Genomic DNA, 22,361 nt, shown 5'->3' on the forward strand with positions numbered 1-22,361 from the left:
GGTGCTCAGGCGGTGAACTTCGCCGCCTCGACGTCCTCGACGTCCTCGACATCCTCGACATCCTCCGGGACGTCTTGGGGCGCAGGCTCCGGCACATCTACCGGCGCAGGCTCGGGCACTTCGACCGGGGCAGGCTCGGGTACATCGGCGGGCGTCGGCTCCGGAATGCGATCCGGCGCCGGCTCGGTGTCGTCGGCAACGACGGGCCAGTAATCCCGCCACTCCTCCTCGGAGATGTCCCCGAGCGTCGAGACGTCGAGTTCCTCCGGCACATCCTCACCACGGCGGTCGGCGGCGATCGCGTGCTCGACGCGGCGCACGGTGTCCATGAACTCCAAAACCTCTGAGCGCAAAACATTCTCAGCGTCCGAATCCACCGACACCGTCACCGACGTGATGGTGTCCGGAATCAGATCAGCGGGCAGTCCCGCTGCCGCCACTCGCTCGAGTACCTTCTGCGCCAACGCCAATGCGGGCTGCCCGGTCGGCACGTCATCCATCGACGAGTTGCGAGTCTTCTCCAGCTTCTTGCGCTCTTCCCATTGCGCAAGCTGTTCATCCAGCGAAATCGACTCACCGGCGAGCACCGCAGGCACCCGATTGCCGAGCTTTCGCACCAGCGAATCCGCTACGTCATCGATGGTGAACGGGTGCTGCGGGGCATCCTCCGCGATGCGCGCATGGAAGAGCACCTGGAGCAACACGTCCCCGAGCTCCTCACGCAGCTCGTCGGCATTGCCGCCGCGCACCGCGTCGAACACCTCGTAGGTCTCCTCGAGCAGATACCGACGCAGCGAGTCATGTGTTTGCTCGCTCTCCCACGGCCCGGAGGTGCGCAGCTTGTCCATCATGGCCACCGCGTCGACCAGCCGCTCCCCCGGCGCAGCTTCCGGCGCCGCGATCAACTTGTCCCCGGCGGCCAGGCGCGCCACCACTGCCGGGTGCTCCGGATCCGACGACAGCAACACCGGCGCATCTTCGCCGTCGTACGCCGGCCGCGCCGCGGGTAGCGACCACGGCACCTTGACGGGCATCTCTTCGGTGTACTGGACGTCACCGCTCAGCAGGTCAATTGCCTCGACCGGGACTAGCGAAGGACGACGAGGGTCGACCAGGACGACGGTCATGTCGCCTGTCGCTTGTCACTCATCGCCGTACCTCCGAACTTCGTTATATCAACACCTTCCTGGGCTTTTCCATCGAGGGCCAACACCAAACCGGCCACCATGGCAACCAGTTCAAGATCACGAATCCGCGGTGCCCCAACACCGGAACCCGCGCGTGGGATCGGCACCTGCACGGTCGACGTCGTCGCCCGGTAGTTCGCGCCCGGGTACAGCCGCTTGAGTCGCAGTTGCTGCGAGTCGGCCAGCTGAAGGGGCGACAGCCGAAGCGTCGACTCGGATATCGCGCTGAGTTCGGTGATCCCGTATTCACGGAACAGCAACCGCAGCCGCGCCACAGCAACCAATCTCTGCGCCGCCTCAGGCAGCGGCCCGTACCGGTCGACCAACTCGTCGATCACGGCGTCCACCCCTGCGTCATCGGCGGCCGCCGCCAGCCGACGATAGGCCTCCAACCGCAATCGATCGCTGCCGATGTAGTCCGGCGGCAGGTGCGCATCGACCGGAAGATCGATCCGGACATCCTTCGGTTCCTCAGGCGCCAGAACGGTTTTCCCGTCGGCGGCCGCGCGGTACGCCTCGACCGCCTCCCCGACCAGTCGCACATAGAGGTCGAAGCCGACACCGGCGACGTGTCCCGACTGCTCGACGCCGAGAACGTTTCCCGCGCCGCGGATTTCGAGGTCCTTCATCGCGACGGCCATGCCCGCGCCGAGCTCGTTGTTCTGCGCGATCGTCGCGAGGCGGTCGTATGCGGTCTCGGTCAGCGGCACCTCGGGCGGATACAGGAAGTACGCGTAGCCGCGCTCACGGCTGCGGCCGACCCTGCCCCGCAGCTGATGCAATTGCGAGAGCCCGAACGTGTCCGCGCGGTCCACGATCAATGTGTTGGCGTTCGAAATGTCAAGGCCCGTCTCGACAATCGTCGTGCACACCAGAATGTCGAACTCGCGATTCCAGAACCCTTCTACGGTGCGCTCCAACTGCTCCTCGGGCATCTGCCCGTGCGCGACCGCGACGCGGGCTTCCGGCACCAGGGCCCGCACCCGCGCGGCCGCCTGGTCGATCGATCGCACCCGGTTGTGGATGTAGAACGCCTGCCCGTCGCGCAACATCTCGCGCCGCAGCGCCGCGGCGATCTGTTTGTCGTCATGCGGTCCGACGTAGGTCAGCACCGGGTAGCGCTCCTCGGGCGGGGTGAGAATCGTCGACATCTCGCGGATGCCCGCCAGGCTCATCTCCAGCGTCCGCGGAATCGGCGTTGCGCTCATGGTCAGCACGTCGACGTGGGTGCGCATCGACTTGATGTGCTCCTTGTGCTCGACGCCGAACCGCTGCTCCTCGTCGACCACGACCAGTCCCAGGTCCTTCCACGTGACGCCGGTCTGAATCAGCCGATGCGTGCCGATCACGATGTCGACCGACCCGTCCTTCATGCCTTCGAGCACCGCTTTCGAGTCGGCAGGCGAGGTGAACCGCGACAGCCCCTTCACGGTGACCGGGAAGCCGGCCATCCGCTCGGAGAACGTCTGCAGATGCTGATCGGCCAGCAGCGTCGTCGGCACCAGCACGGCCACCTGCTTGCCGTCCTGCACCGCCTTGAACGCCGCCCGCACCGCGATCTCGGTCTTGCCGTAGCCGACGTCGCCGCAGATCACCCGGTCCATCGGAACGGGCTTCTCCATATCGCTCTTGACCTCGGTGATCGCGGTCAACTGGTCGACGGTCTCGGTGAAACCGAACGCGTCCTCCATCTCCGCCTGCCACGGCGTGTCCGGGGCGAACGCGTGGCCCGGTGACGCCTGCCGCTTGGCGTACAGCGACACCAGTTCGGCGGCGATCTCGCGCACCGCCCGTCGCGCCTTGGTCTTGGTGTTGGCCCAGTCGCTGCCGCCGAGCCGAGACAGCGTCGGCGCTTCGCCGCCGACATAGCGCGACAGCTGATCCAAAGAATCCATCGGCACATACAGCCGGTCGGAGCCACCGCCGCGTTTGGCCGACGCGTATTCGAGCACCAGGTATTCGCGGCGCGCCCCGCCGACCACCCGCTCGGTCATCTCGACGAACCGGCCGATGCCGTGCTGGTCGTGCACGACGAGATCGCCCGCCGTCAGCGCCAGCGGGTCGACGACGTTGCGCCGCTTGGCCGCCAGCCGCTTGCCCTCGGTGGCGGTCGCGCGGTTGCCCGTCAGGTCGGTCTCGGTGATCACCACCAGGTTGGCGCCCGCGATCACCACACCGTCGTGCAGCGGGCCCTTGAGGACTCCTACGACGCCTTCCTTCGGCGCGGCACCGCCCTCCAAAAAGGTTGCGGGAGTATCGGATTCGCTCAGCTGCTCGATGACGCGGTGCGCGGTGCCGGTGCCGGGGGTGACGACGGCGGCATAACCACCGGTGGCGACGTGGGCACGCAGCATCGCGAAGATCTCATCGATGTTGTGCTGCTGACCGCGCGCCGATGGCGCGGGCCGGATGTTGAGTTCCAGTGCCGCCTCGTCGGACAGCTGCGACAGCGTCCACCATGGGTGCCCGCCCTCGCGCGCGGCGGCGCGGGCGTCGTCCAACTCGACGAAGCCCGACGCGCCGAGCGCCTCGATGTCGATCGGCACGTCACCGCCGACCGCGGCCGTCGACCACGATGCCTCGAGGAACTCGCGGCCCGTCTTGATCAGGTCTGCCGCGCGGGTGCGGACCTTCTCGGGATCGCAGATCAACAGTGGCGTGCCCTCGGGCAGGTGCGCGGACAGCGTCGCCAACTCCGTCGGCCGCAGCAGCGGCAGCAGCGCCTCCATGCCGTCGACCGGGATGCCCTCGGCCAACTTGGCCAGCATGTCGGGCACGCTGCCCGGCACGCTGTTCTCCTGCGGCGGGTGCTCGGCCGAGAACTTGGCGGCGCGGTCGCGCACATCGTCGGTGAGCAGCAGCTCGCGGCATGGCACCGCGACCACGAAGTCGACCGCGATCTCGGGGATGGAGCGCTGGTCGGCGACGGAGAACATCCGCATCTCGGACACCTCGTCGCCCCAGAACTCGACGCGCACCGGGTGCTCTGCGGTGGGCGGGAAGATGTCGAGGATGCCACCACGCACCGCGAACTCACCGCGCTTACCGACCATGTCGACGCGCTCGTAGGCCAGCTCGACCAGCCGCGCGATCACCGCATCGAAGTCGGCCTCCGCGCCCAGCGTCAGCGTCACCGGTTCGATGTCGGCGATGTCGGGGGCCATCGGCTGCAGCAGCGACCGCGTGGTCGTCACTACGACACGCAAGGGCGGCCCGAGCCGCGAGTCGTCGGGATGACTCAACCGGCGCAGCAGCATCAGCCGCGCGCCGACGGTGTCGACGCCTGGTGAGAGCCGCTCGTGGGGCAGCGTCTCCCAGGACGGAAACAGCGCGACGGCGTCACCGAAGACGCCACGCAGTTCGGCGGTCAGGTCGTCGGCTTCCCGGCCGGTGGCGGTGACGACGAGCAGCGGGCCGGATTGCGCAAGCGCGCACGCCGCGTACACCCGGGCGCTGGCCGGGCCGATGAGGGTGAGATCGCTGGGTCTGTCGGCGGCGCGGCGGGCGACATCCTGTAGGGAAGGGTCGCGCAGCGCCAGGTCAATCAGCCCCGCGATCGGGGTTTGGACATGGTTGTGCCCCGATGCGGTCATGATGAAGTCCATCCTAGGCAAGCGCCGAAGTGCTTGCCGGAGCGGGCAAAACCGCTACTCGTCGAGCAGCAGCGGATCGTCCTCGAGATGGGCCAGGCCGTTCCAGCACAGGTTGACCAGATGCGCGGCCACGACTTCTTTCTTCGGCTCGCGCACGTCCAGCCACCACTGGGCCGTCATCGAAACGGAACCCACCAGCGCCTGGGCGTACAGCGGCGCCATGTCCGGATCCAGGCCGCGACGGGAGAAGTCGCCTGCCAGGATCGACGACACCTGGTTGACGGCGTCGTTGAGCAGGGTCGAATAGGTGCCCGACGTGATGGCGGCAGGCGAGTCGCGAATCAGGATGCGAAAGCCGTCGGTGCGCTCCTCGATGTACGTCAGCAGCGCCAGAGCCACCCGCTCGATCCGCAGCCGGGAGCGGTTGTTGGTCATCCGGGTCAACGAATTCGTGATGCCGTCGAGCAGTGCCGACATCTCGCGGTCGACGACGACGGCGTAGAGCCCCTCCTTTCCGCCGAAGTGTTCGTAGACGACGGGTTTGGAGACGTTGGCGCGCTGTGCGATCTCCTCGATCGAGGTGCCCTCATACCCGCGCTCGGCGAACAGCGTTCGCGCGACGTCGATCAGCTGATGCCGTCGCTCGGCGCCGGTCATCCTGGCGCGGGGTGCTCGCACTTCCTTGTCGGGCGCTGCCACGTCTTCAGGCTAGTGCGTTCGACTAGCATCACGAGTTGATCAGTCCGTCGTGGTGTAATCGGCAGCACCTCTGATTTTGGTTCAGATAGTTCAGGTTCGAGTCCTGGCGACGGAGCTTTATGTCCAATGTGCACGGTGAGGCCGCTGTCCTGGTTTTGGCGGCCGGGGCAGGTACCCGCATGCGCTCGGACATCCCGAAGGTCTTGCACACGCTGGGCGGCCGCAGCATGCTCGCGCACGCGCTGCATTCGGTGGCCAAGGCGTCGCATGGGCAGCTCGTGGTCGTACTCGGCCACGACCGCGACCGGATAGCGCCCGCCGTGGCTGAGGTGGCCGACGAGCTGGGCAGGCCGATCCAGGTAGTCGTTCAGGAAGAGCAGCTGGGCACCGGGCACGCCGCGCAACGCGCGATGGCGGCGCTGCCCGACGACTTCGCCGGCGTCGTCGTCGTGACCTACGGCGACGTGCCGCTGCTGGACGCCGAGACGCTGGCCGGACTGATCGCCGCCCATACCGCCGAGAACGCCGCCGTGACGGTGCTGACCACGACGGTGGCGGATCCGACCGGTTACGGGCGTGTGGTTCGCACCGCAGACGGCGAAGTGATCGCCATCGTCGAGCAGAAAGACGCAGGCCCGTCGGAGCTGACCATCCAGGAGATCAATGCCGGCGTCTACGCGTTCGACGCCGCCGCGTTGCGCTCAGCTCTTGGCAGGCTCAAGCCGCTGAACGCTCAACAGGAGCTGTACCTGACCGACGTCATCTCGATCGTCCGCTCGGATGGGCTCGTCGTGCGGGCCAAACACGTCGACGACTCCGCGCTGGTCGCCGGCGTCAACGACCGGGTGCAGCTGGCGGAGCTCGGAGCCGAACTCAACCGGCGCATCGTCGCCGCGCACCAGCGGGCGGGTGTGACGATCATTGATCCCGCAACGACGTGGATCGACGTCGACGTGACCATCGGTCGCGACACGGTGATCCATCCGGGCACGCAGTTGCTCGGCGCGACGCGCATCGGTGGTCGCTGCCAGATCGGCCCCGACACCACGTTGACCGACGTCACTGTCGGTGAGAAGGCGGTCGTGATGCGTACCCACGGCGGTCAGTCGCAGATCGGCGACGGCGCGGCCGTCGGACCCTTCGCGTATCTGCGGCCCGGCACCGTGCTGGGCGCCGAGGGCAAGCTCGGCGCGTTCGTCGAAACCAAGAACGCGACCATCGGCACCGGCACCAAGGTGCCGCACCTGACGTATGTCGGCGACGCCGACATCGGCGAGCACAGCAATATCGGTGCGTCGAGCGTGTTCGTCAACTATGACGGCGAGAACAAGAGCCGCACGACGATCGGATCGCATGTGCGGACCGGTTCGGACACGATGTTCGTCGCGCCGGTGAATGTCGGCGACGGCGCCTACACCGGAGCGGGCACGGTGGTGCGCGAGGACGTGCCGCCCGGTGCGCTGGCCATCTCGGCGGGCCCGCAGCGCAATATCGAGGGCTGGGTGTCGAAGAAGCGGCCCGGCTCGAAAGCCGCGGAGGCCGCGCGACGGGCTGCCGGCGAACAAACCGACGAGGACGACGCCGCAAAGCCGTGAGCCGGTTGCCGATTGTTCGCAATCTGGCTACCCGTACGATTAGGCGGTAACGATCCCCAAGCAATGAGGGCACCGTGGGCACCGAGTGGACCGACAATCGCAAGAATCTGATGCTCTTCTCGGGTCGCGCGCACCCCGAGCTGGCCGAGCAGGTGGCCAAGGAGCTTGACACCCCGGTCACCGCGCAGACCGCGCGGGACTTCGCCAACGGCGAGATCTTCGTCCGCTTCGACGAGTCTGTTCGCGGCTGCGACGCGTTCGTGCTGCAGAGCCATCCTGCGCCGCTGAACCAGTGGCTGATGGAACAGCTGATCATGATCGATGCGCTCAAGCGCGGCAGCGCCAAGCGGATCACCGCGATCCTGCCGTTCTATCCGTATGCCCGCCAGGACAAGAAGCACCGCGGACGCGAACCGATCTCGGCGCGCCTGGTCGCCGACCTGCTCAAGACCGCCGGCGCCAACCGGATCCTCACCGTCGATCTGCACACCGACCAGATTCAGGGGTTCTTCGACGGGCCCGTCGACCACATGCGTGCGCAGAACCTGCTGTGCGGCCACATCGCCGAGAACTACGCCGACCACGACATGGTCGTCGTCTCCCCCGACTCCGGCCGTGTCCGGGTCGCCGAGAAGTGGGCCGACGCGCTTGGCGGCGTGCCGCTGGCCTTCATCCACAAGACGCGTGACCCGCTGGTGCCCAACCAGGTGAAGTCCAACCGCGTCGTCGGCGACGTCAAGGGCAAGACCTGCATCCTGACCGACGACATGATCGACACCGGCGGCACGATCGCAGGCGCGGTCAAGCTGCTGAAGGACGACGGAGCGGGCGACGTCATCATCGCCGCGACGCACGGCGTGCTGTCCGACCCGGCGGCCCAGCGCCTGGCCGAGTGCGGCGCCCGCGAGGTGATCGTCACCAACACGCTCCCGATCGGCGAAGACAAGCAGTTCCCGCAGCTGACCGTGTTGTCGATCGCACCGCTGCTGGCCAGCACTATCCGCGCGGTGTTCGAAAACGGTTCAGTCACAGGCCTTTTCGACGGGTCGGCGTAGTGGCGGAAAGCTCGCGAAACGTCATCTACCACAACCCGAAGTGCTCGACATCGCGTAAGACCTTGGAACTGTTGCGGGACAACGGCATCGAGCCGGAAGTCGTCCAGTACCTGAAGACGCCGCCGTCGCGGGCCGAGCTGGTCAAGATGATCAACGACGCCGGCATCGACGTGCGCACCGCGGTACGCAAACGTGAAGCGCTGTATGACGAACTCGGGTTGGCCGACGCGTCGGATGACGAATTGCTCGATGCGATGGCCGAGCATCCGATCCTGATCGAGCGGCCCTTCGTCGTCACCGCAAAAGGCACTCGACTGGCCCGACCGATCGACGCGGTTCGCGAGATTTTGTGAGGTTGTCGCGTTGCGCGACTGCTGTCGCGGTTGTCGTCCTCACCGCAACGGGTTGCGGCGCGAAAACCCCTGACTATCAATCAGTCTGGTCGACATCGGCCACCACGACGACCTCGACGACCGCCGCTGCCGCGCCGGTGCCCATCGCGCAGTTCCTCGAGGAAAACGGCGTCAAAGGAGATCCGGTCGCGCCGCAGAAGCTCACTGATCTGATCGTGACCATGCCGCAGCCGAAAGGTTGGACGCAGTACAACAATCCGAACTTCGCACCGGGCACGCAGATGATCGCCAAGGGCGACACCTATCCCACCGCGATGCTGATCGTGTTCAAGCTGACTGGCGACTTCGACGTCAACGAGGCGATCAAGCACGGCTACGCCGACGCGCAGCTGTCGCAGAACTTCAAGCAGCTCAACGCATCTACAGCGAACTGGCACGGCTTCCCGTCGGCGATGATCGAGGGCAGCTACGACCTCAACGACCGTCGGATGCACAGTTACAACCGCATCGTGATCCCGACGACCGCACCGCCTGCCAATCAGCGCTACCTCGTTCAGTTCACGGTGACCGGTTACGCGGAGAAGGCCGCCGAGGAGGCCCCGGACATCGAGGCCGTGATCGGGGGCTTCGACGTCAAGGTGCCACCGAAGTAGGAGCGGTCAGGGTGCCGAGACGGCGCATGGCGTGCCAACGCAGCCGCACCCCGTAGAACGCCGATGCGACGGACTGGATCACCACGAGGTACATCATCTGCCGGTAGACGATCTGTTGCAGCGGCATGGTCCACAGCGGTCGTAGCGATTCGCGATCCAAGCGGAATGCATATGCCGCACATGCCAGTTGGGCCAAAAGAAAGCCGAACCAAGTGGCCCAGATGATTACGACGTCCTCGGTGAAGAACGAGAAGCCTGCGGCGACGTCCACCACGGGAGCGGTAAGCGGCAGCAGGACCTGAAAGAGCAGCAGATAGGGCAGCCCACGGCGGCCGAGCTTGCCGGGCCGACCTCCTTCGACGACGGCGTGCCGGTGCTTCCACATCGACTGCAGAGTCCCGTAGCACCAGCGGTAGCGCTGTCGCCAAAGTTGCGTGAGGGTGGCGGGGGCTTCGGTCCACGCCACCGCAGTGGGCGCATACACGACGCGCCAGCCATCGCGGCACAACGCCATCGTGAGATCGGTGTCCTCGGCCAGCGTTTCGTCGCTGACTCCACCGACTGCTTCGATCGCGGAGCGGCGGAACGCGCCGATAGCGCCCGGCACGGTCGGCATGCATTGCAGGACATCGAACATGCGGCGGTCGAGGTTGAAGCCCATCACGTATTCCAGGTGCTGCCATGACCCGAGTAGGCCGTCGCGGTTGGCCACCTTCGTATTTCCCGACACCGCACCGACTTCGGGATCTGCAAACGGTTTTACCAGCTCGCGCAGCGTATCCGGCTCGAACACCGTGTCACCGTCAACGAGGACGAGCGTTTCGTATCGCGCCGCTGCGATGCCGGCGTTGAGTGCTGAGGGCTTGCCCCCGTTTTCTTTGCGAATCAACGTGACGCGGTCCAGGTTCAGCGAGCGCACGATGTCACTCGTGTCGTCGGTCGAGCCGTCGTCTACCACGATCACTTCGTAAGTTGGGTAGTCCAAGCTGGTCAGCGATCGCACGCACGCTTCGATGCCGAGACGTTCATTGAAAGCCGGCACCACGATTGTGACGCCAGGCCATGAATCCAGCTGTTGCACGGTGGTTTTGGTGCGCTTGGCGTGCCCTCGGGCATAGACGATGAGAATGGCGATGCGGAGAAGCGCCAACACCCCGGCAGTTATGAAGAACAGCTTCAGCACGAATGCGAACCACAACGAGAGCTGGACGACAGCGAGTGTGACTGTGCCGCGCACGCGCTGTCCCGCGGTCGCCGGAATCCATGGCGATTGATCGCCCGTTGCCCGAGTTATCGTGGTGAATTGGAAACCGCGTGCCTGCAGCGCAGGAATCAGCTTCTCCAGCGCTGCAACGGTTTCCGAACGGTCACCACCGCCGTCGTGAAACATCAGCACGGCTCCGTTGTTGCCTTGCGGCGTCGCTGAGGCCACGATCTTGTCCACCCCGGGACGCGCCCAGTCCTTGGTATCCCGATCGGTCAGCACGACCAGGTAAGGGCCGATACCCGATACCGAATGCCAAATCGGATAGTTGATGTCGGCGATCTCGGAGGAGAACGGGGGCCGCATGAGATGGGTCATATACCCGGTCGCCGCCGCGATGGCGTACTGCGTTTGATCCAGTTCGAGCCGTCGCTGCCAGCGCGGGATGGCACCGAGGTCGGAATGCGTGAACGTGTGCACACCGATTTCGTCGCCGTCGCGCACCATGCGTTGAAGCACATCGGTACGGCCCGGAATTCTCGACCCGATCACGAAGAATGTTGCAGGGACTCTGAACCGCTCGAGCACCCCGAGTATCCGGCCGGTTTCGGCGTCCGGGCCGTCGTCGAACGTCAGCGCGATTGTCTTGGGCGGCAGTCGCACGCCGCGCCGGTCAATCGCCTCACCGTTGAGAATCGGTCCGCCCTGGATCACCGCGTCGGGAACGTGGTCAGCGGTGCCATCGGTCATGTAGTGCTTGGGCTGCTCCCCGCGATGACCGCCGGTTACCGCAGCCACTCCCAGCATCATCACGACGCCGATGAGAATCGCCGTCAGCAGAAGCCAGTGCGATTTTGGTGTGGGTCGGCTCACCGCTGTGGTCCACGACCCGCCGGTGGCCCGTGCTGGTCCTTGGTGCCGTGATTGCCGGATTGGCCAGGAGGTTGCACTGGCCGGTTCGCAGGCGTGGGCCGGACGGAGGGCTTGTGCGGCGTCGAAGTAGGAGTAGGCGAAACCGTAGCGGTAGCGGGCGTCGCCGGACCCGAAGATTCGGTTCGGGCTTGCTCAGCCGGCCGAGGTGTCGCTGGTTTCGGCGCAGCGGACGGGACCGCGGTCGCGGCGTCGCGCCCGACGGTCACCGGTGATCGGTTGCCGGGGTCGACGGCCGCTTGCGGGGGTTGCGAAACGTCCGAACGCGGTACCGGTGCGGTAGTGAAGCCTTCGCCCGCCGTCCCTCGTTGCGGGCGCAGACTTTCCCCGGCGGGCGGCGGCGCCGGTCGCGTCAGACCCGGCAACGGAACGCCGCCGACAAGTGACAGCACGGTCGCGGCGACCAAAATCAGGAGCAGCGCAGTCAATGCTCTGACGGCAACCCGGGCGGTCTTGACTCTGCGCCCGGTCGCGTCAACAAACACTGGGCTCGCAGCAATGCCCATAGTCGACAAGACGTTCCCCCATATATCGCCCATTTACGGTGATCCCCAATGGTGGACTTTAGACGGTGGGCACAAGCGTTTGGTTGTGTTAGCAAAATTTGCCATGGACATTTCCGGCGAGGTTCGTTTTCGACCTCCGATGACCGACTGCGGGAAATTCAATGACCCGCATTAGGGTGAGCGCCATGACTGACTGGACCGCTGCGGATCTGCCTTCGTTCTCCGGACGCACCGTGATCGTCACGGGGGCCAACAGTGGCCTGGGCCTGGTCACCGCCCGAGAGCTCGCCCGCGTCGGTGCCAAGACCATTCTGGCCGTTCGCAACACCGCCAAGGGCGACGAAGCCGCCGCCACGATGACCGGTGATGTCGAGGTTCGCAAGCTCGACCTGCAGGATCTGTCGTCGGTGCGGACATTTGCTGACGGCGTCGACAATTTCGACGTTCTGGTCAATAACGCGGGCATTATGGCGGTGCCATACGCGCAGACTGTCGACGGCTTCGAAAGCCAGATCGGCACCAACCATCTGGGCCACTTCGCGCTGACCAATCTGCTGCTGCCCAAGATCAGCGACCGGGTGGTGACGGTCGCGTCGATGATGCACCTGATCGGCCGGATCAACCTCAACGACCTGAACTGGAAGTCGCGACCCTATTTGGCGTGGCCGGCCTACGGGCAGTCGAAGCTGGCCAACCTGCTGTTCACCAAGGAACTGCAACGTCGTCTCGATGCCGCGGGGTCACGGGTGAAGGCCATCGTTGCGCACCCCGGATATTCGGCGACCGAACTTCAGTCGCACTCGACGGGTGTTTTCGGCAGGGTGTTTCAGGCCGGCAACTCGCTGATGGCCACGACCGCCGAGTTCGGCGCCCGCCAGACGTTGTACGCGGCGTCACAGGATCTGCCCGGCAACACGTACATAGGTCCCCGCTTGGCGTTTTGGGGCGCCACTGGGCCGACACCACTGCGCAGCCCGCTGGCCCGCGACGCCAAGAAGGCGACCGCGCTTTGGGAACTGTCTGAGCAGCTCACGGACGTCAAATTCCCATTCTGATTTGGGTGTGAGCCGCCTCCCGCGCTAACCTCGTTGGCAATCACGGCGAGGGTGGCCCGGCCACCGTTATCGACGCGAGCCTCTTTCAAGCGGTGCGCCCTTGCTGTGCTGAGCACACGACACAGGAGCAACACCGAAATGGCTAAGACGTCCCCCGCGAACAAGCTGAGCGCCGCCGTGCGCACCGAGACCGGCAAGGGCGCGTCACGTCGCGCCCGCCGCCTTGGCAAGGTCCCCGCCGTCCTCTACGGCCACGGCAGCGACCCGCAGCACCTTGAACTCAACGCTCACGACTTCTCGGCCGTGCTGCGCCACTCCGGCACCAACGCCGTGCTCACCCTCGATATCGAGGGCAAGGAGCAGTTGGCGCTGACCAAGGCGCTCGAGATCCACCCGATCCGTCGCAGCATCCAGCACGTCGACCTGCTTGTCGTGCGCCGCGGCGAGAAGGTGACCGTTGAGGTCAACGTTCTTGTCGAGGGTGAGCCGGTCTCCGGGGCGCTTGTCACCCAGGACGCCAACACCATCACGGTCGAAGCAGACGTCCAGTCGATCCCCGATCACCTCACCGTGTCGATCGAGGGCGCCGAGCTCGGCACCCAGTTCACCGCGGGCGCCATCACCCTGCCGTCGGGTGTCAGCCTGATCTCGGATCCGGAGACGCTCGTCGTGAACGTCGTCGCCGCGCCGACCGCTGAGGAGATGGAAGGCGAAGGTGCCGGCGAGGCAGCCGAAGCCGCGGGCGAGGCACCGGCCGAGGGCGAAGACGAGGCGACCGAAGAGGCGCCCGCCGAAGAGTCGGAGTAGTTGGGCATGGCCGACACACTTCTCGTGGTCGGCCTCGGCAACCCGGGCCCGCAATACGCAACGACCCGGCACAACATCGGTTTTCTTGTCGCCGACATCCTTTCCGACCGCGTCGGTTCGGGATTCAAGGTGCACAAGAAATCGGGGGCCGAGGTGGCCACGGGCCGCCTCGGTGGCCGGTCGGTCGTGCTGGCCAAGCCGCGGTGCTACATGAACGAGTCCGGGCGCCAGGTCGGGCCGCTGGCCAAGTTCTACTCCGTGCCGCCAGCCGACATCGTGGTGATCCACGACGAGCTCGACATCGACTTCGGTCGCATTCGGCTCAAGTTCGGCGGCGGCGTCGCCGGGCACAACGGCCTGCGCTCAGTCGGCTCATCGTTGGGCACCAACGACTTTCAGCGTGTCCGCATAGGCATCGGCCGCCCGCCAGGACGGATGGAAGGCGCGGCGTTCGTGTTGGGAAACTTCACCAACGCCGAATGGCGCGAGGTTCCAACGATCTGTGAGCAGGCGGCCGACGCCACCGAACTACTTGTGGCCCAAGGGCTTGAGCCGGCGCAGAACACCGTCCACGCCTGGGGGTAGAGGCGAGCGGGCGGGTAACCGAGTTGCCCGCCTCTGAGCGACAACGGTGATTTCGCAGGTCAACGGCTTAGCGCTAGCGCGGCGCGGAGCGACAACACCATGCAAAACCACAGGTCCGGGGGTGTCGCTCAGAGGCGGGCACAACGCCGGCGGTCAGAGGGTTCAGCGGCCCCGGATTCCACTGTCGACGACCTTCACCTGCTTGTGCGGGTACCGGCGTTCGGCGTGCTCCTTGGCCGCCGAGTTGGGCAGCACGTAGAGCGTTTCCTTCTTCTCCTGCAGCGGCTTGAGCACCAGATCCATGAAGCCCTTGCGGTCGTCGAGATAGGGCTCGATCACGTCCTCACCCGCGGGACACACTGCGAGGCAATACGCCGCCTTGTAGTTGGCCTTGAAGGACAGGCTCTGCCACATCGACGCATTCTCGGAATCGCTGACGCGCGAACGAAAATCGTCGGCATCGGAACTGTCGGCGACGGTCTGCACCCAGTCGGTGAACCCACCCATGAACTCGCGATAGTTGTGTACCGAGCACGCGACGAAGTCGAAGTCGCCGTTTTTCTTGATGGCACCGACGGGGCAGGCGGCCACACACAGCTTGCACTCCAGGCACGGCGAATAGTCAAGCGGCTCACCGTAACTGCTGACCGGTGCGGCGACCAGAATGGTGCCGAGCAGGATGAAGTTACCGAACTTCGGATGGATCACATTGCGGTGGATGCCCATCACCCCCAGACCTGAGGCGACCGCGACCGGCTTGTGTGCAACCACCCAGATGCGGCCGGGGTATTTGTCCATCTCCATCGGGAACGACATCGACGGGTTGATCGCGCGGTAGCCGGCGTCCTGAAGCGCCCGCGTGATCCGGTGCGCAGCCTCGTTCATGATTTCGCCGCTGCGGTGGAACTCCTGATTGGCCACACTGCGCGCGGTCGACCGGATGTTGTCGCGGTTCATCTTCACCACAAGCGAGATGTAGCTCTGCACGCCCGGCAGTGCCGCATCGACGTGCTCGCGCTCACCGGCGAGGTCCGGGTTCTCGACGCTCGCGAAGGCGACGTCGTCGACGCCGGCGTCGAGACATACCTGCCGCAGCCAGTCCGCGTCGATGACCCCAGGCTTCTTCCCTGTGCGGGCCCGCACTTTGCGAACCGTCGGGTGGTCGGCGAGGCGGGCCGGGATCTTCTCGAGAGCCATGCTGGGTATAGTACACACTACTCAGGGTCTCAGGTGTAAAGAAAATGTCCGGATCGGACATTCGGAGCTCCGACGGGGGTACACCGGAGACATGAGCGGCATCCGTAGGGGCCACTGCGGCCTGCTACGACGGGGGTGGTCACGGTTGCTTGACGGCGACCGTGTTTGGGGGTCAATCGAAGTTCGCCCCGACCGCTTCGGGGTGACCCGATACCGGCTCGTGGTGTTCCCGCCTGGGATCAGCGAGTCCGATCGCAGGCGGGTTCGGGTGGCTCGGGGCTGGCCCGTGTGGGGCGCGCTGGTTTGGATCTTGTGCGAAATCTGGCTGAGCCACCTGACGGGGCCGATGACCGCATTGGTCGCGTCGACCGCGGTCTACCTCGGGTCGGGCGTGCTCGCCACGGCCAAAGCGGGCGATGCGCGCAGACAGGTCAGGGAAATGGGCGTGACGGTGATGGCGGGCCACCACGATCCGATGTCGACTGCGCTGCTGCACAAGCTGGACACCCTCGCATGTGCGCTACTGGAGGCCGACGACCTACTGGCGCGCGGCGAGATCTCGCCGGCGGCCCACGAGATGACGTGGTGGCGCGTGTACGACCAGACGGGCCAGACGATCGTCGCGGCCTAGCCCCGCCTCAGCCGTTGTGTCTGGCCGTATGCGTCGATTGGGCTGTGCAACGCAAGACCGCCGTCAGCGAACACGATCTGCCCTGTCACCCAGGACATTTCGAGCACAGCGACGATGGCTTCGGCGACGTCATCGGCCTCGCCGAGTCGGCTGAGCGCAGTGCGCTCCGTCAAGCCCTCCACCCAGCCCGGCAGTTGTTCGGGCTTGGCAAGCATCGGCGTGCGGGTGACGCCGGGGCCGACGGCATTGACGCGAATACCGTGCGCGCCCCACTCCGTCGCCGCAACCCGCACCAACATGTCGATGCCCGCCTTCGACACGCAATAGGCGCCCATGTCGCGGTCGGCGAGAGTGCCGCTGATGCTGGAGACAGCGACGATCGAGCCTCCGCTGCCTGCCTCGGCCATGACCTTGGCCACCGCACGCATTGTCAACCACGTGCCGGTCAGATTGGTGTCGATGACACGCCGCCAGTCGGCGGGACTCTGGTCGAGCAGCAGTCCCGATGCCCCGATGCCGGCGCAGGCGACGAGCCGGTCGGGCGTGCCGTGCTCGGCGACGGTCTGGTCGACGGCAGCCGACACTGCCTCGGGATCGCTGATGTCGCAATCGATATCGCCGCCCTCGAGGTCCCACACGATCACGTCGGCTTTCGCGGATCGCAGTCGGCCGGCGACCGCGCTGCCGATGCCGGACGCTCCCCCGGTGACGACGGCGATCACTTCGGTGGTCCGATCAGTTCGACGCGCACGCCGTCGGGCGCGGTGATCACCGCCATCGCAACGATTGTGCCGCCGGGGGCGGGCATATCGATGCGGCGCACGTCGTCCTCGAAGCCGAGTGCGGCTAGCCCGGCCAGGGTGGCTTCCACGTCACGCTGGAGTGAGAGCAGAAAGAAGCCGAACGTCGGCTCGTCTGGGGGCGCCGGTCCGGTTGGCGCGTCGTCGAATTGGACCAGCTCGACGATCCCGGTGTCGGGCGTGGCGGGGTCGCCGAGGAAGACCGACCGCAGCCGATCGGTGCGGGCGTTGAACAGCGTGGGCCAATCGCCGGTGAAGGTGTGGTCGAACAGTTCCGTGAAGCCCAGCCCGTCGCACCAGAACCGTTTCGAGCGTTCGACGTCGGCGGTGACTATCGCAGTGTGGTGGATTCCCGGCACGCGGTCGCCTCCATCCGATTGAATGCATCAAGTCCGACCCGGCCGAGCATCGCCACGAATTGCATTCCACTGTAAGGGAATTGTGTGACGACCTTGCCGTTCGGATGACGGTAATAGTTGTTGCAGTTGGCCAGCCAGACGGTGCCCTGCATCGCCTGCTGGATGTCGGCGTTGTAGGCGTCGTGAACGTCTTGTTTGATGTCGATGGCGGGTATGCGGTGGTGGACCATGTCGTCGAGGGTGCGGCGAACGAACTCCGCCTGGGCCTCGAGGATGTAGATGATCGAGGTCACGCCGTTGGTGTTGGGGCCGTACAGCGTGAACAGGTTCGGATAGCCGGGGACGACGGTGCCGAGATACGCCTCCGGGCCATCGCGCCAGTCGTCGTGCAGGCGGCGGCCGTCAGTGCCGTAGACGTCGAGGCTGCGGAGGTAGTCGGCGGCGTGAAAACCGGTGCCGTAGATGACGGTGTCGACGTCGTGCTCTGTGCCATCGGCGGTGCGCAGGCCCCGGTCGGTGAACTCGACGATCGGCGACGTCTCGAGATGCACGTTGGGTAATGCGAAGGTCGGGAACCAGGCGCGGGATTGCAACGGCCGTTTGCAGCCGACCGGATAGGTCGGCTGCAGCTTGGCCCGCAGTTGAGGATCTGCAACCTTGCGTGTCAGGTAGGCACGGGCCATCTCGGTGAGTTCCTTGGTCATGTCCGAGTCGACACCGAAATTCGCGGACTCGTAGGCGTCGAACGCCGCGTCGCGGACCTTGAGGGCTTCGACGGGATCGCGCTCGAAGAGTTCCTGCTGTTCCGGGGTGAACGGTTCGTCGTAGCGGGGGCTCACCCAGATGGGAGTGCGCTGGAAGACGGTGAGATGCGCGGCCGTCGGCGCAATCTCGGGAACGTACTGGATCGCGCTGGCTCCGGTGCCTATCGACGCGACCCGCTCCCCCGCCGTCGATTTCGAGTGATCCCAGTTCGACGAATGGAAGGCGCGTCCGCGAAACTGATTGGCGCCGCGGATATCCGGGATGTTGGGCTGGTCGAGCATGCCGACGGCGGTGACGACCGCGTCGAAGTGATGCTCTGCGCCCCCCTCGGTTTCCAGCGTCCACCGCCGGTCGACGTCCGACCACCGCAGCGTGGTGACGCGGCCGGTTACGAGGTGGTTGGCGAGGTGATTGTCGGCGGCGACCTTCTCGAGGTAGGCGAGGATCTCGGGTTGATTGGCGAAAGTCTTGCTCCAGCGCGGGTTGAGCGCGAACGAGTAGGAGTAGAAGTGCGAGGGCACGTCGCAAGCGGCGCCGGGATAGGTGTTGTTGCGCCAGGTGCCGCCGAAGCCGTCGTTGCGGTCGAAGATGGTGAAGTCATAGCCACCGGCGGCAAGCTGGATTCCCATGGCGATGCCGCCAGGACCAGCCCCGATGACCGCTACCTTCGGCTTTCCGCCCGCCATCTTTGTAATCATTACATATATAGCGTAATACGAAACGGCCGTGTCGAAAAACAAGATCAGTGCTGCCTGCTGAGGCAACGTCAGCTCGCGTCGCGGCGTGATGCCAAATCTGCGCCCGAATTGGGATGCGTCACAAGGCCCGTGGAAGTGATTCGTTGCTCTCGACGAAGTCGAGGATGGTGTGGGCCACCAAAACCGGATCGTCGACCATGGGTACGTGTCCGACACCGGGCAGGAACCTGAGCTCGGCGTCAGGGACGGCGAGGAGCATCGGAACGCCGTAGCGCATGAACGGCAACATTCGGTCGTGCGTACCCCAGGCGATGCGCACGGGGCACTTCACTTCGAGAACTGGCTCAATCGGCCCATTGTTACGCGCACCGTCAAGAATTTCTGGCAGTGCCGAGCACGCGGCCATGTCCTGGAACATGGCCGCAACCTGCGCCAGTGTCAGCCGGTCGGAGTGTTCTGCCATGAGGCGCAACATAATTCGACGGGCCCGCTTGTGCGCCACAAGCTGTGACATGTAGTTCGCGCCCGCCAGGGCGGCGCCCGCGCGAAAGACGACCAGCAGCCGCCGGAGGTCCCTGGGCGATCGCCACGCTCCTGCGGGCGAGAGGGCCAGCACGGATTTCGCTCGTCCACGGCGGGCGAGTTCGATAGCAACCCATCCCCCAAGCGAATTCCCAACGATGTGAGCGGTGTCGATCGCTGCCTCGTCGAGTTGGCGGCACGTGGAGTCGACAATCCTGTGCACCACACCTGCGTCTCCAGCAGGCAACGGTGGGCCATCACAATGCCCGGCCAAAGTCGGTGCAAAGACGCGGTACTTCTCGCCGAGCGGCGGAATCAACGCGTCCCATGCCTTGGCAGACGAGGTGGCGCCGTGGAGCAGGACGATAGGAGCGGGCGTCATATCAGCAGCCTCGGCTTTCCTGCGGCCGGTGCAAGCGCCAGCACTTCGGCGAACCCGTCGCTCAGGCACCGGGCGAACAGCCCGGGATCGACGATTGCGGCGGCGTCCAGGTTGGCTCCGACCGAACATGTGCCCCGATAGCTGTGCAGACTGATCATCGCAGCGCAACCTGGTAAGGGCGCAAACGGATAGATGCGTTCGATCAGCGCTCCGGCAAGGTAAAGGTCCTCCTCGAGTCCGGGAACGTTACTTGCCTGAAGATCATTGCCTGCGGTGGTCGCACCGGCGATGCGCACGAGAACAGAGGCGGGCAGGCGCGCCATCAACGGCGCGACGAACTCCGCGCTCTCCAGCGCCGGTTCATCGCGCGCGGTGCGCACCAGCTGCTTGATCTCCTCGATTCGCGCGGCGGGGTCGGCTATGCCGACCGGGGCGACAAGGCGCGCAGGGGCGAAGCGGTTTCCTCCAGGACTGTCAACGTCCCGGCGTACCGACACCGGCACTGACACGGGCATTGCCGCGTCCCCATCCAGTGGCACGCCAAGTTCATCGTGATAGAGCCGAAATGCGGCGAGTAGTGCGGCCAAAAACGCGTCGTTCACCGACCCGCCCGCGGATTTGGCCGCCGCGCGCAGATCAGCTAGCTCGAGGTCGAGGGCGACGAACTGCCATGAACCCCCGCGGGCAGACAGCGCCGGTAATCCCGGCACATCAGGTGGCGAGAGCACCCGCCGAGCCGAATCGACGTATCGAATCACGCCCCGAGCCGACCCCAGAGGGTCACCGAAGCCCTTGCGCACCATGGCAGTTGCGCCACCGATCACCGTGGGCACCGCGCCGAGGTCATGCTTGAGTTCGCGCACTACGAAGTCCGCCGGACCTGGTTCGGCATTCGCCGGCGCGCTCGGTTGTGGCTTGTCGGGTTGGTGAGCCCGCTGCCGAGAATGCAACTGGGACAACAACTGCCTGAACCCCAGCCCATCAACCAGCGCATGATGCAGTTTCAGTAGATACGCCGCTTTGCCATCCGGCAAGCCCTCAACGAGCACCGCCTCCCATGGCGGCCGGGTGCGGTCAAACGGCGACATGGCAATCTGCGCGGCCGCAGTGAGCAGTTCTGACCATCCGCCTTCTCCGCCAAGGCGGGACCGACGTAAGTGGTAGCGCAGATCGAAATCCTGGTCCCTCACCCATACCGGGATGCCGACAAAACCCAGGGGCTCGGCAATCCGCTCACAGAGTCGAGGCACCATCCGGGTGGCCCACTCGTGGGCGTCGACGAGCCGGTTCCAATCGGGTTCGGTATCGAGCAACTCGACCGCCATGACCGTTGACCGCATCGTCCGGTCGGTATCCGCGCGCCACATCACCGTGTCGAACGGAGTCAGCGCGTCGGCGGTTCCCCAGTCCAGCGCACCGGCGTCGGTACTCACCTGCTCATCCGTGACATCAGGCCGTCCTTCTTCCAGCGGTTGCAGAAAGTCCAGAATTTTTTACTATAGATTAAACGATACAGTCTCAGCCACTCACGGCGCTTTCGCGCTTGCCGGGGGTGAAGGTGACTGGCATCGAGGTGAGTTCGTTGGAGAAGTTTGAGGTCAAGCGGGTGATGGGTCCTGCGATCTGCATGTCCGGCATCCGCCGCATCAGTTCTTCGAACAGGATTCGCAGTTCGAGTCGCGCGAGCGGGTTGCCAAGGCAGAAGTGTGCGCCGCCGCCGCCGAACGCCTGATGTGGTGGTTTCTCGCGGGACACGTCGAACCGTTCGGGATCGTCGTTGAGCTCCGGATCCCGGGAGCCTGCGGAGTACCACATGGCGACGCGTTCGCCCTCTCGAATCGGATGACCGCCAACTTCGGTGTCACACTGTGCAACACGGGTGAAGTAGATGACTGGTGTCACCCAGCGCAGCATCTCCTCGACGGCCTTCGGTATCGCGCCAGGATTGCCCACCAGCTTCTGACGCTCGCCATCGTTCTCGAGGAGCGCCCGCATGCCGCCGGAGGCTGTGTTCCGTGTGGTGTCATTGCCGGCGAACATCATGATGGCGAAGAAGTAGGTCACCTCGGCCTCGGTGAGGCTCTCGCCGTCGACTTCGGCTGTGATCAATCGCGACACGAGGTCGTCGGTGGGATTAGCCTTCCGCGCAGCGGTGATGCCGGTCAAGTACCCGCCGATCTCGATGAGGGCACCTAGCCCCAACTCCGGATTGGAGGTCCCCGCCGCCCGGGAAAGGGTGTTGGTCCATTCGAACAGCTGCCGACGGTCGTCTTGCGGAACGCCCAGCATGTCGGCGATCACGCGCAGGGGCATCTCGACGGCGATGTCGTCGACGAAGTCACACGAGCCCTTCTCGATCACGTCGTCGATGAGTTCCGTCACGACGTTCCGGATGTCGGCCTCCTTTTGGCGGATCATCTTGGGTGTGAAGACAGCCTGTACGACGTTGCGCTGCTGGGTGTGTCGAGGCGGGTCCATGCCGAGGAGGACTTCCCTCAGCACCTCAGCGGGTACCGCACCCTGGGCGGTGGTGAACACCCCGCCGCGGGCCGACGAGAAGGTCGCGGGATCGCGACTGATGGCCTGAATGTCGGCCGCCCGGGTGAAGGACCAGAAGCCGGGCTCGTCACCTTCCAACGCGTTCCAATGCGGGCTTGCTTCTTCGCGCATCCGGGCGAATAGCTCGTAGGGCGGCCCATCTTCGAAGTACGCAAGGTCGGTCAGATCAACCTTGGACAGGTCGATTTCGGCAGGATTGGATAGCGTGGTCATGACGTTCTCCTCG

19 protein-coding genes and 1 tRNA gene are annotated in these 22,361 nt (G+C 65.4%); 9 read left to right on the forward strand and 11 right to left on the reverse strand.

Translation table 11 applies throughout. The features are described 5' to 3' along the window. Window positions 1–5: 5 nt before the first annotated feature. Genes J3E61_RS02395 through J3E61_RS02405 form a run of 3 tightly spaced genes read right to left on the reverse strand, consistent with a single transcriptional unit; the run spans window position 6 to window position 5,437 of the window. Window positions 6–1,127: a nucleoside triphosphate pyrophosphohydrolase gene (locus J3E61_RS02395; RefSeq protein WP_210082473.1), complete on the reverse strand. Its 1,122-nt coding sequence runs from the start codon at window positions 1,125–1,127 to the stop codon at window positions 6–8. Further along, on the reverse strand, window positions 1,124–4,780 hold the full coding sequence (gene mfd / locus J3E61_RS02400; RefSeq protein WP_210082474.1) for a transcription-repair coupling factor: 3,657 nt from the start codon (window positions 4,778–4,780) through the stop codon (window positions 1,124–1,126). The genes J3E61_RS02395 and mfd overlap by 4 nt, the downstream gene beginning before the upstream one ends. Before the next feature lie 54 nt (window positions 4,781–4,834). Continuing rightward, complete coding sequence (locus tag J3E61_RS02405) at window positions 4,835–5,437, reverse strand: TetR family transcriptional regulator (protein ID WP_192727027.1); 603 nt, start codon at window positions 5,435–5,437, stop codon at window positions 4,835–4,837. 85 nt (window positions 5,438–5,522) lie between these two features. Here J3E61_RS02405 and J3E61_RS02410 point away from each other — a divergent pair. The 5 genes from J3E61_RS02410 (at window position 5,523) to J3E61_RS02430 (ending at window position 9,135) form a co-directional block, all read left to right on the forward strand. Continuing rightward, window positions 5,523–5,594: transfer RNA gene (locus J3E61_RS02410), tRNA-Gln, on the forward strand. Between the two features lie 4 nt (window positions 5,595–5,598). Next, complete coding sequence (gene glmU / locus J3E61_RS02415) at window positions 5,599–7,074, forward strand: bifunctional UDP-N-acetylglucosamine diphosphorylase/glucosamine-1-phosphate N-acetyltransferase GlmU (RefSeq protein WP_192726937.1); 1,476 nt, start codon at window positions 5,599–5,601, stop codon at window positions 7,072–7,074. Window positions 7,075–7,148: 74 nt separating this feature from the next. Continuing rightward, entirely contained in the window at window positions 7,149–8,129 is a 981-nt protein-coding gene (locus tag J3E61_RS02420; protein WP_192726938.1) for a ribose-phosphate diphosphokinase, read from the forward strand. Beyond that, a complete protein-coding gene (arsC, locus tag J3E61_RS02425; protein WP_210082475.1) occupies window positions 8,129–8,482 on the forward strand; it encodes an arsenate reductase (glutaredoxin) in 354 nt (117 codons plus the stop codon). Before J3E61_RS02420 ends, arsC begins: the two co-directional genes overlap by 1 nt. Then, window positions 8,479–9,135, forward strand: coding sequence for an LpqN/LpqT family lipoprotein (locus J3E61_RS02430; protein WP_210082476.1), 657 nt, complete (start codon window positions 8,479–8,481; stop codon window positions 9,133–9,135). Before arsC ends, J3E61_RS02430 begins: the two co-directional genes overlap by 4 nt. On the opposite strand, the gene J3E61_RS02435 is transcribed toward J3E61_RS02430, so the two are convergent. Beyond that, window positions 9,116–11,212, reverse strand: a complete 2,097-nt coding sequence (locus J3E61_RS02435) for a glycosyltransferase (protein WP_210082477.1) — start codon at window positions 11,210–11,212, stop codon at window positions 9,116–9,118. The genes J3E61_RS02430 and J3E61_RS02435 overlap by 20 nt on opposite strands. A 748-nt stretch (window positions 11,213–11,960) precedes the next feature. Between J3E61_RS02435 and J3E61_RS02440 the strand changes: the two genes are divergently transcribed. From J3E61_RS02440 to J3E61_RS02450, 3 genes are all read left to right on the forward strand, one after another. Further along, window positions 11,961–12,830: an SDR family NAD(P)-dependent oxidoreductase gene (locus J3E61_RS02440; protein ID WP_210082478.1), complete on the forward strand. Its 870-nt coding sequence runs from the start codon at window positions 11,961–11,963 to the stop codon at window positions 12,828–12,830. A gap of 138 nt (window positions 12,831–12,968) precedes the next feature. Further along, the gene (locus tag J3E61_RS02445) at window positions 12,969–13,637 is read left to right on the forward strand and encodes a 50S ribosomal protein L25/general stress protein Ctc (protein WP_192726942.1); all 669 of its coding nucleotides are present in this window, start codon (window positions 12,969–12,971) and stop codon (window positions 13,635–13,637) included. Window positions 13,638–13,643: 6 nt separating this feature from the next. Next, window positions 13,644–14,222 carry an aminoacyl-tRNA hydrolase gene (locus tag J3E61_RS02450; RefSeq protein WP_210082479.1) on the forward strand — a complete coding sequence of 193 codons (579 nt, stop codon included), beginning with the start codon at window positions 13,644–13,646 and terminating at the stop codon, window positions 14,220–14,222. Between the two features lie 162 nt (window positions 14,223–14,384). Here J3E61_RS02450 and J3E61_RS02455 read toward each other — a convergent pair whose 3' ends face one another. Beyond that, a complete protein-coding gene (locus tag J3E61_RS02455) occupies window positions 14,385–15,419 on the reverse strand; it encodes a 4Fe-4S binding protein (protein ID WP_210082480.1) in 1,035 nt (344 codons plus the stop codon). Between the two features lie 91 nt (window positions 15,420–15,510). Here J3E61_RS02455 and J3E61_RS02460 point away from each other — a divergent pair, with 91 nt between their 5' ends. After that, window positions 15,511–16,050 (forward strand): hypothetical protein, encoded by a 540-nt coding sequence (locus J3E61_RS02460; protein WP_210082481.1) that lies wholly within the window; start codon window positions 15,511–15,513, stop codon window positions 16,048–16,050. Here the strand turns inward: J3E61_RS02460 and J3E61_RS02465 are convergent. From J3E61_RS02465 to J3E61_RS02490, 6 genes are all read right to left on the reverse strand, one after another. Next, entirely contained in the window at window positions 16,047–16,772 is a 726-nt protein-coding gene (locus tag J3E61_RS02465; protein WP_210082482.1) for an SDR family oxidoreductase, read from the reverse strand. The genes J3E61_RS02460 and J3E61_RS02465 overlap by 4 nt on opposite strands. Next, window positions 16,769–17,209: a VOC family protein gene (locus tag J3E61_RS02470; protein WP_210082483.1), complete on the reverse strand. Its 441-nt coding sequence runs from the start codon at window positions 17,207–17,209 to the stop codon at window positions 16,769–16,771. The genes J3E61_RS02465 and J3E61_RS02470 overlap by 4 nt, the downstream gene beginning before the upstream one ends. Further along, a complete protein-coding gene (locus J3E61_RS02475) occupies window positions 17,182–18,660 on the reverse strand; it encodes an NAD(P)/FAD-dependent oxidoreductase (protein WP_210085397.1) in 1,479 nt (492 codons plus the stop codon). The genes J3E61_RS02470 and J3E61_RS02475 overlap by 28 nt, the downstream gene beginning before the upstream one ends. Window positions 18,661–18,790: 130 nt before the next feature. Continuing rightward, on the reverse strand, window positions 18,791–19,576 hold the full coding sequence (locus J3E61_RS02480; RefSeq protein ID WP_210082484.1) for an alpha/beta fold hydrolase: 786 nt from the start codon (window positions 19,574–19,576) through the stop codon (window positions 18,791–18,793). Continuing rightward, on the reverse strand, window positions 19,573–20,943 hold the full coding sequence (locus J3E61_RS02485) for a DUF1298 domain-containing protein (RefSeq protein WP_210085398.1): 1,371 nt from the start codon (window positions 20,941–20,943) through the stop codon (window positions 19,573–19,575). Before J3E61_RS02485 ends, J3E61_RS02480 begins: the two co-directional genes overlap by 4 nt. Window positions 20,944–21,094: 151 nt before the next feature. After that, window positions 21,095–22,348, reverse strand: a complete 1,254-nt coding sequence (locus J3E61_RS02490) for a cytochrome P450 (protein WP_210082485.1) — start codon at window positions 22,346–22,348, stop codon at window positions 21,095–21,097. Window positions 22,349–22,361: the final 13 nt, after the last annotated feature.

The sequence above is a fragment of the Mycobacterium sp. OAE908 genome (assembly GCF_017872775.1).
Lineage (GTDB): Bacteria > Actinomycetota > Actinomycetes > Mycobacteriales > Mycobacteriaceae > Mycobacterium.

Bases quoted from the DNA above. Each gene is read 5' to 3' on its own strand.
- J3E61_RS02455 (WP_210082480.1), bottom strand. From the start codon at position 15,419: ATGGCTCTCGAGAAGATCCCGGCCCGCCTCGCCGACCACCCGACGGTT.
- J3E61_RS02405 (WP_192727027.1), bottom strand. From the start codon at position 5,437: ATGACCGGCGCCGAGCGACGGCATCAGCTGATCGACGTCGCGCGAACG.
- glmU (WP_192726937.1), top strand. From the start codon at position 5,599: ATGTCCAATGTGCACGGTGAGGCCGCTGTCCTGGTTTTGGCGGCCGGG.
- J3E61_RS02475 (WP_210085397.1), bottom strand. From the start codon at position 18,660: ATGGCGGGCGGAAAGCCGAAGGTAGCGGTCATCGGGGCTGGTCCTGGC.
- mfd (WP_210082474.1), bottom strand. From the start codon at position 4,780: ATGACCGCATCGGGGCACAACCATGTCCAAACCCCGATCGCGGGGCTG.
- J3E61_RS02395 (WP_210082473.1), bottom strand. From the start codon at position 1,127: ATGACCGTCGTCCTGGTCGACCCTCGTCGTCCTTCGCTAGTCCCGGTC.
- J3E61_RS02460 (WP_210082481.1), top strand. From the start codon at position 15,511: ATGAGCGGCATCCGTAGGGGCCACTGCGGCCTGCTACGACGGGGGTGG.
- J3E61_RS02480 (WP_210082484.1), bottom strand. From the start codon at position 19,576: ATGACGCCCGCTCCTATCGTCCTGCTCCACGGCGCCACCTCGTCTGCC.
- J3E61_RS02445 (WP_192726942.1), top strand. From the start codon at position 12,969: ATGGCTAAGACGTCCCCCGCGAACAAGCTGAGCGCCGCCGTGCGCACC.
- J3E61_RS02440 (WP_210082478.1), top strand. From the start codon at position 11,961: ATGACTGACTGGACCGCTGCGGATCTGCCTTCGTTCTCCGGACGCACC.
- J3E61_RS02485 (WP_210085398.1), bottom strand. From the start codon at position 20,943: ATGTGGCGCGCGGATACCGACCGGACGATGCGGTCAACGGTCATGGCG.
- J3E61_RS02450 (WP_210082479.1), top strand. From the start codon at position 13,644: ATGGCCGACACACTTCTCGTGGTCGGCCTCGGCAACCCGGGCCCGCAA.
- J3E61_RS02490 (WP_210082485.1), bottom strand. From the start codon at position 22,348: ATGACCACGCTATCCAATCCTGCCGAAATCGACCTGTCCAAGGTTGAT.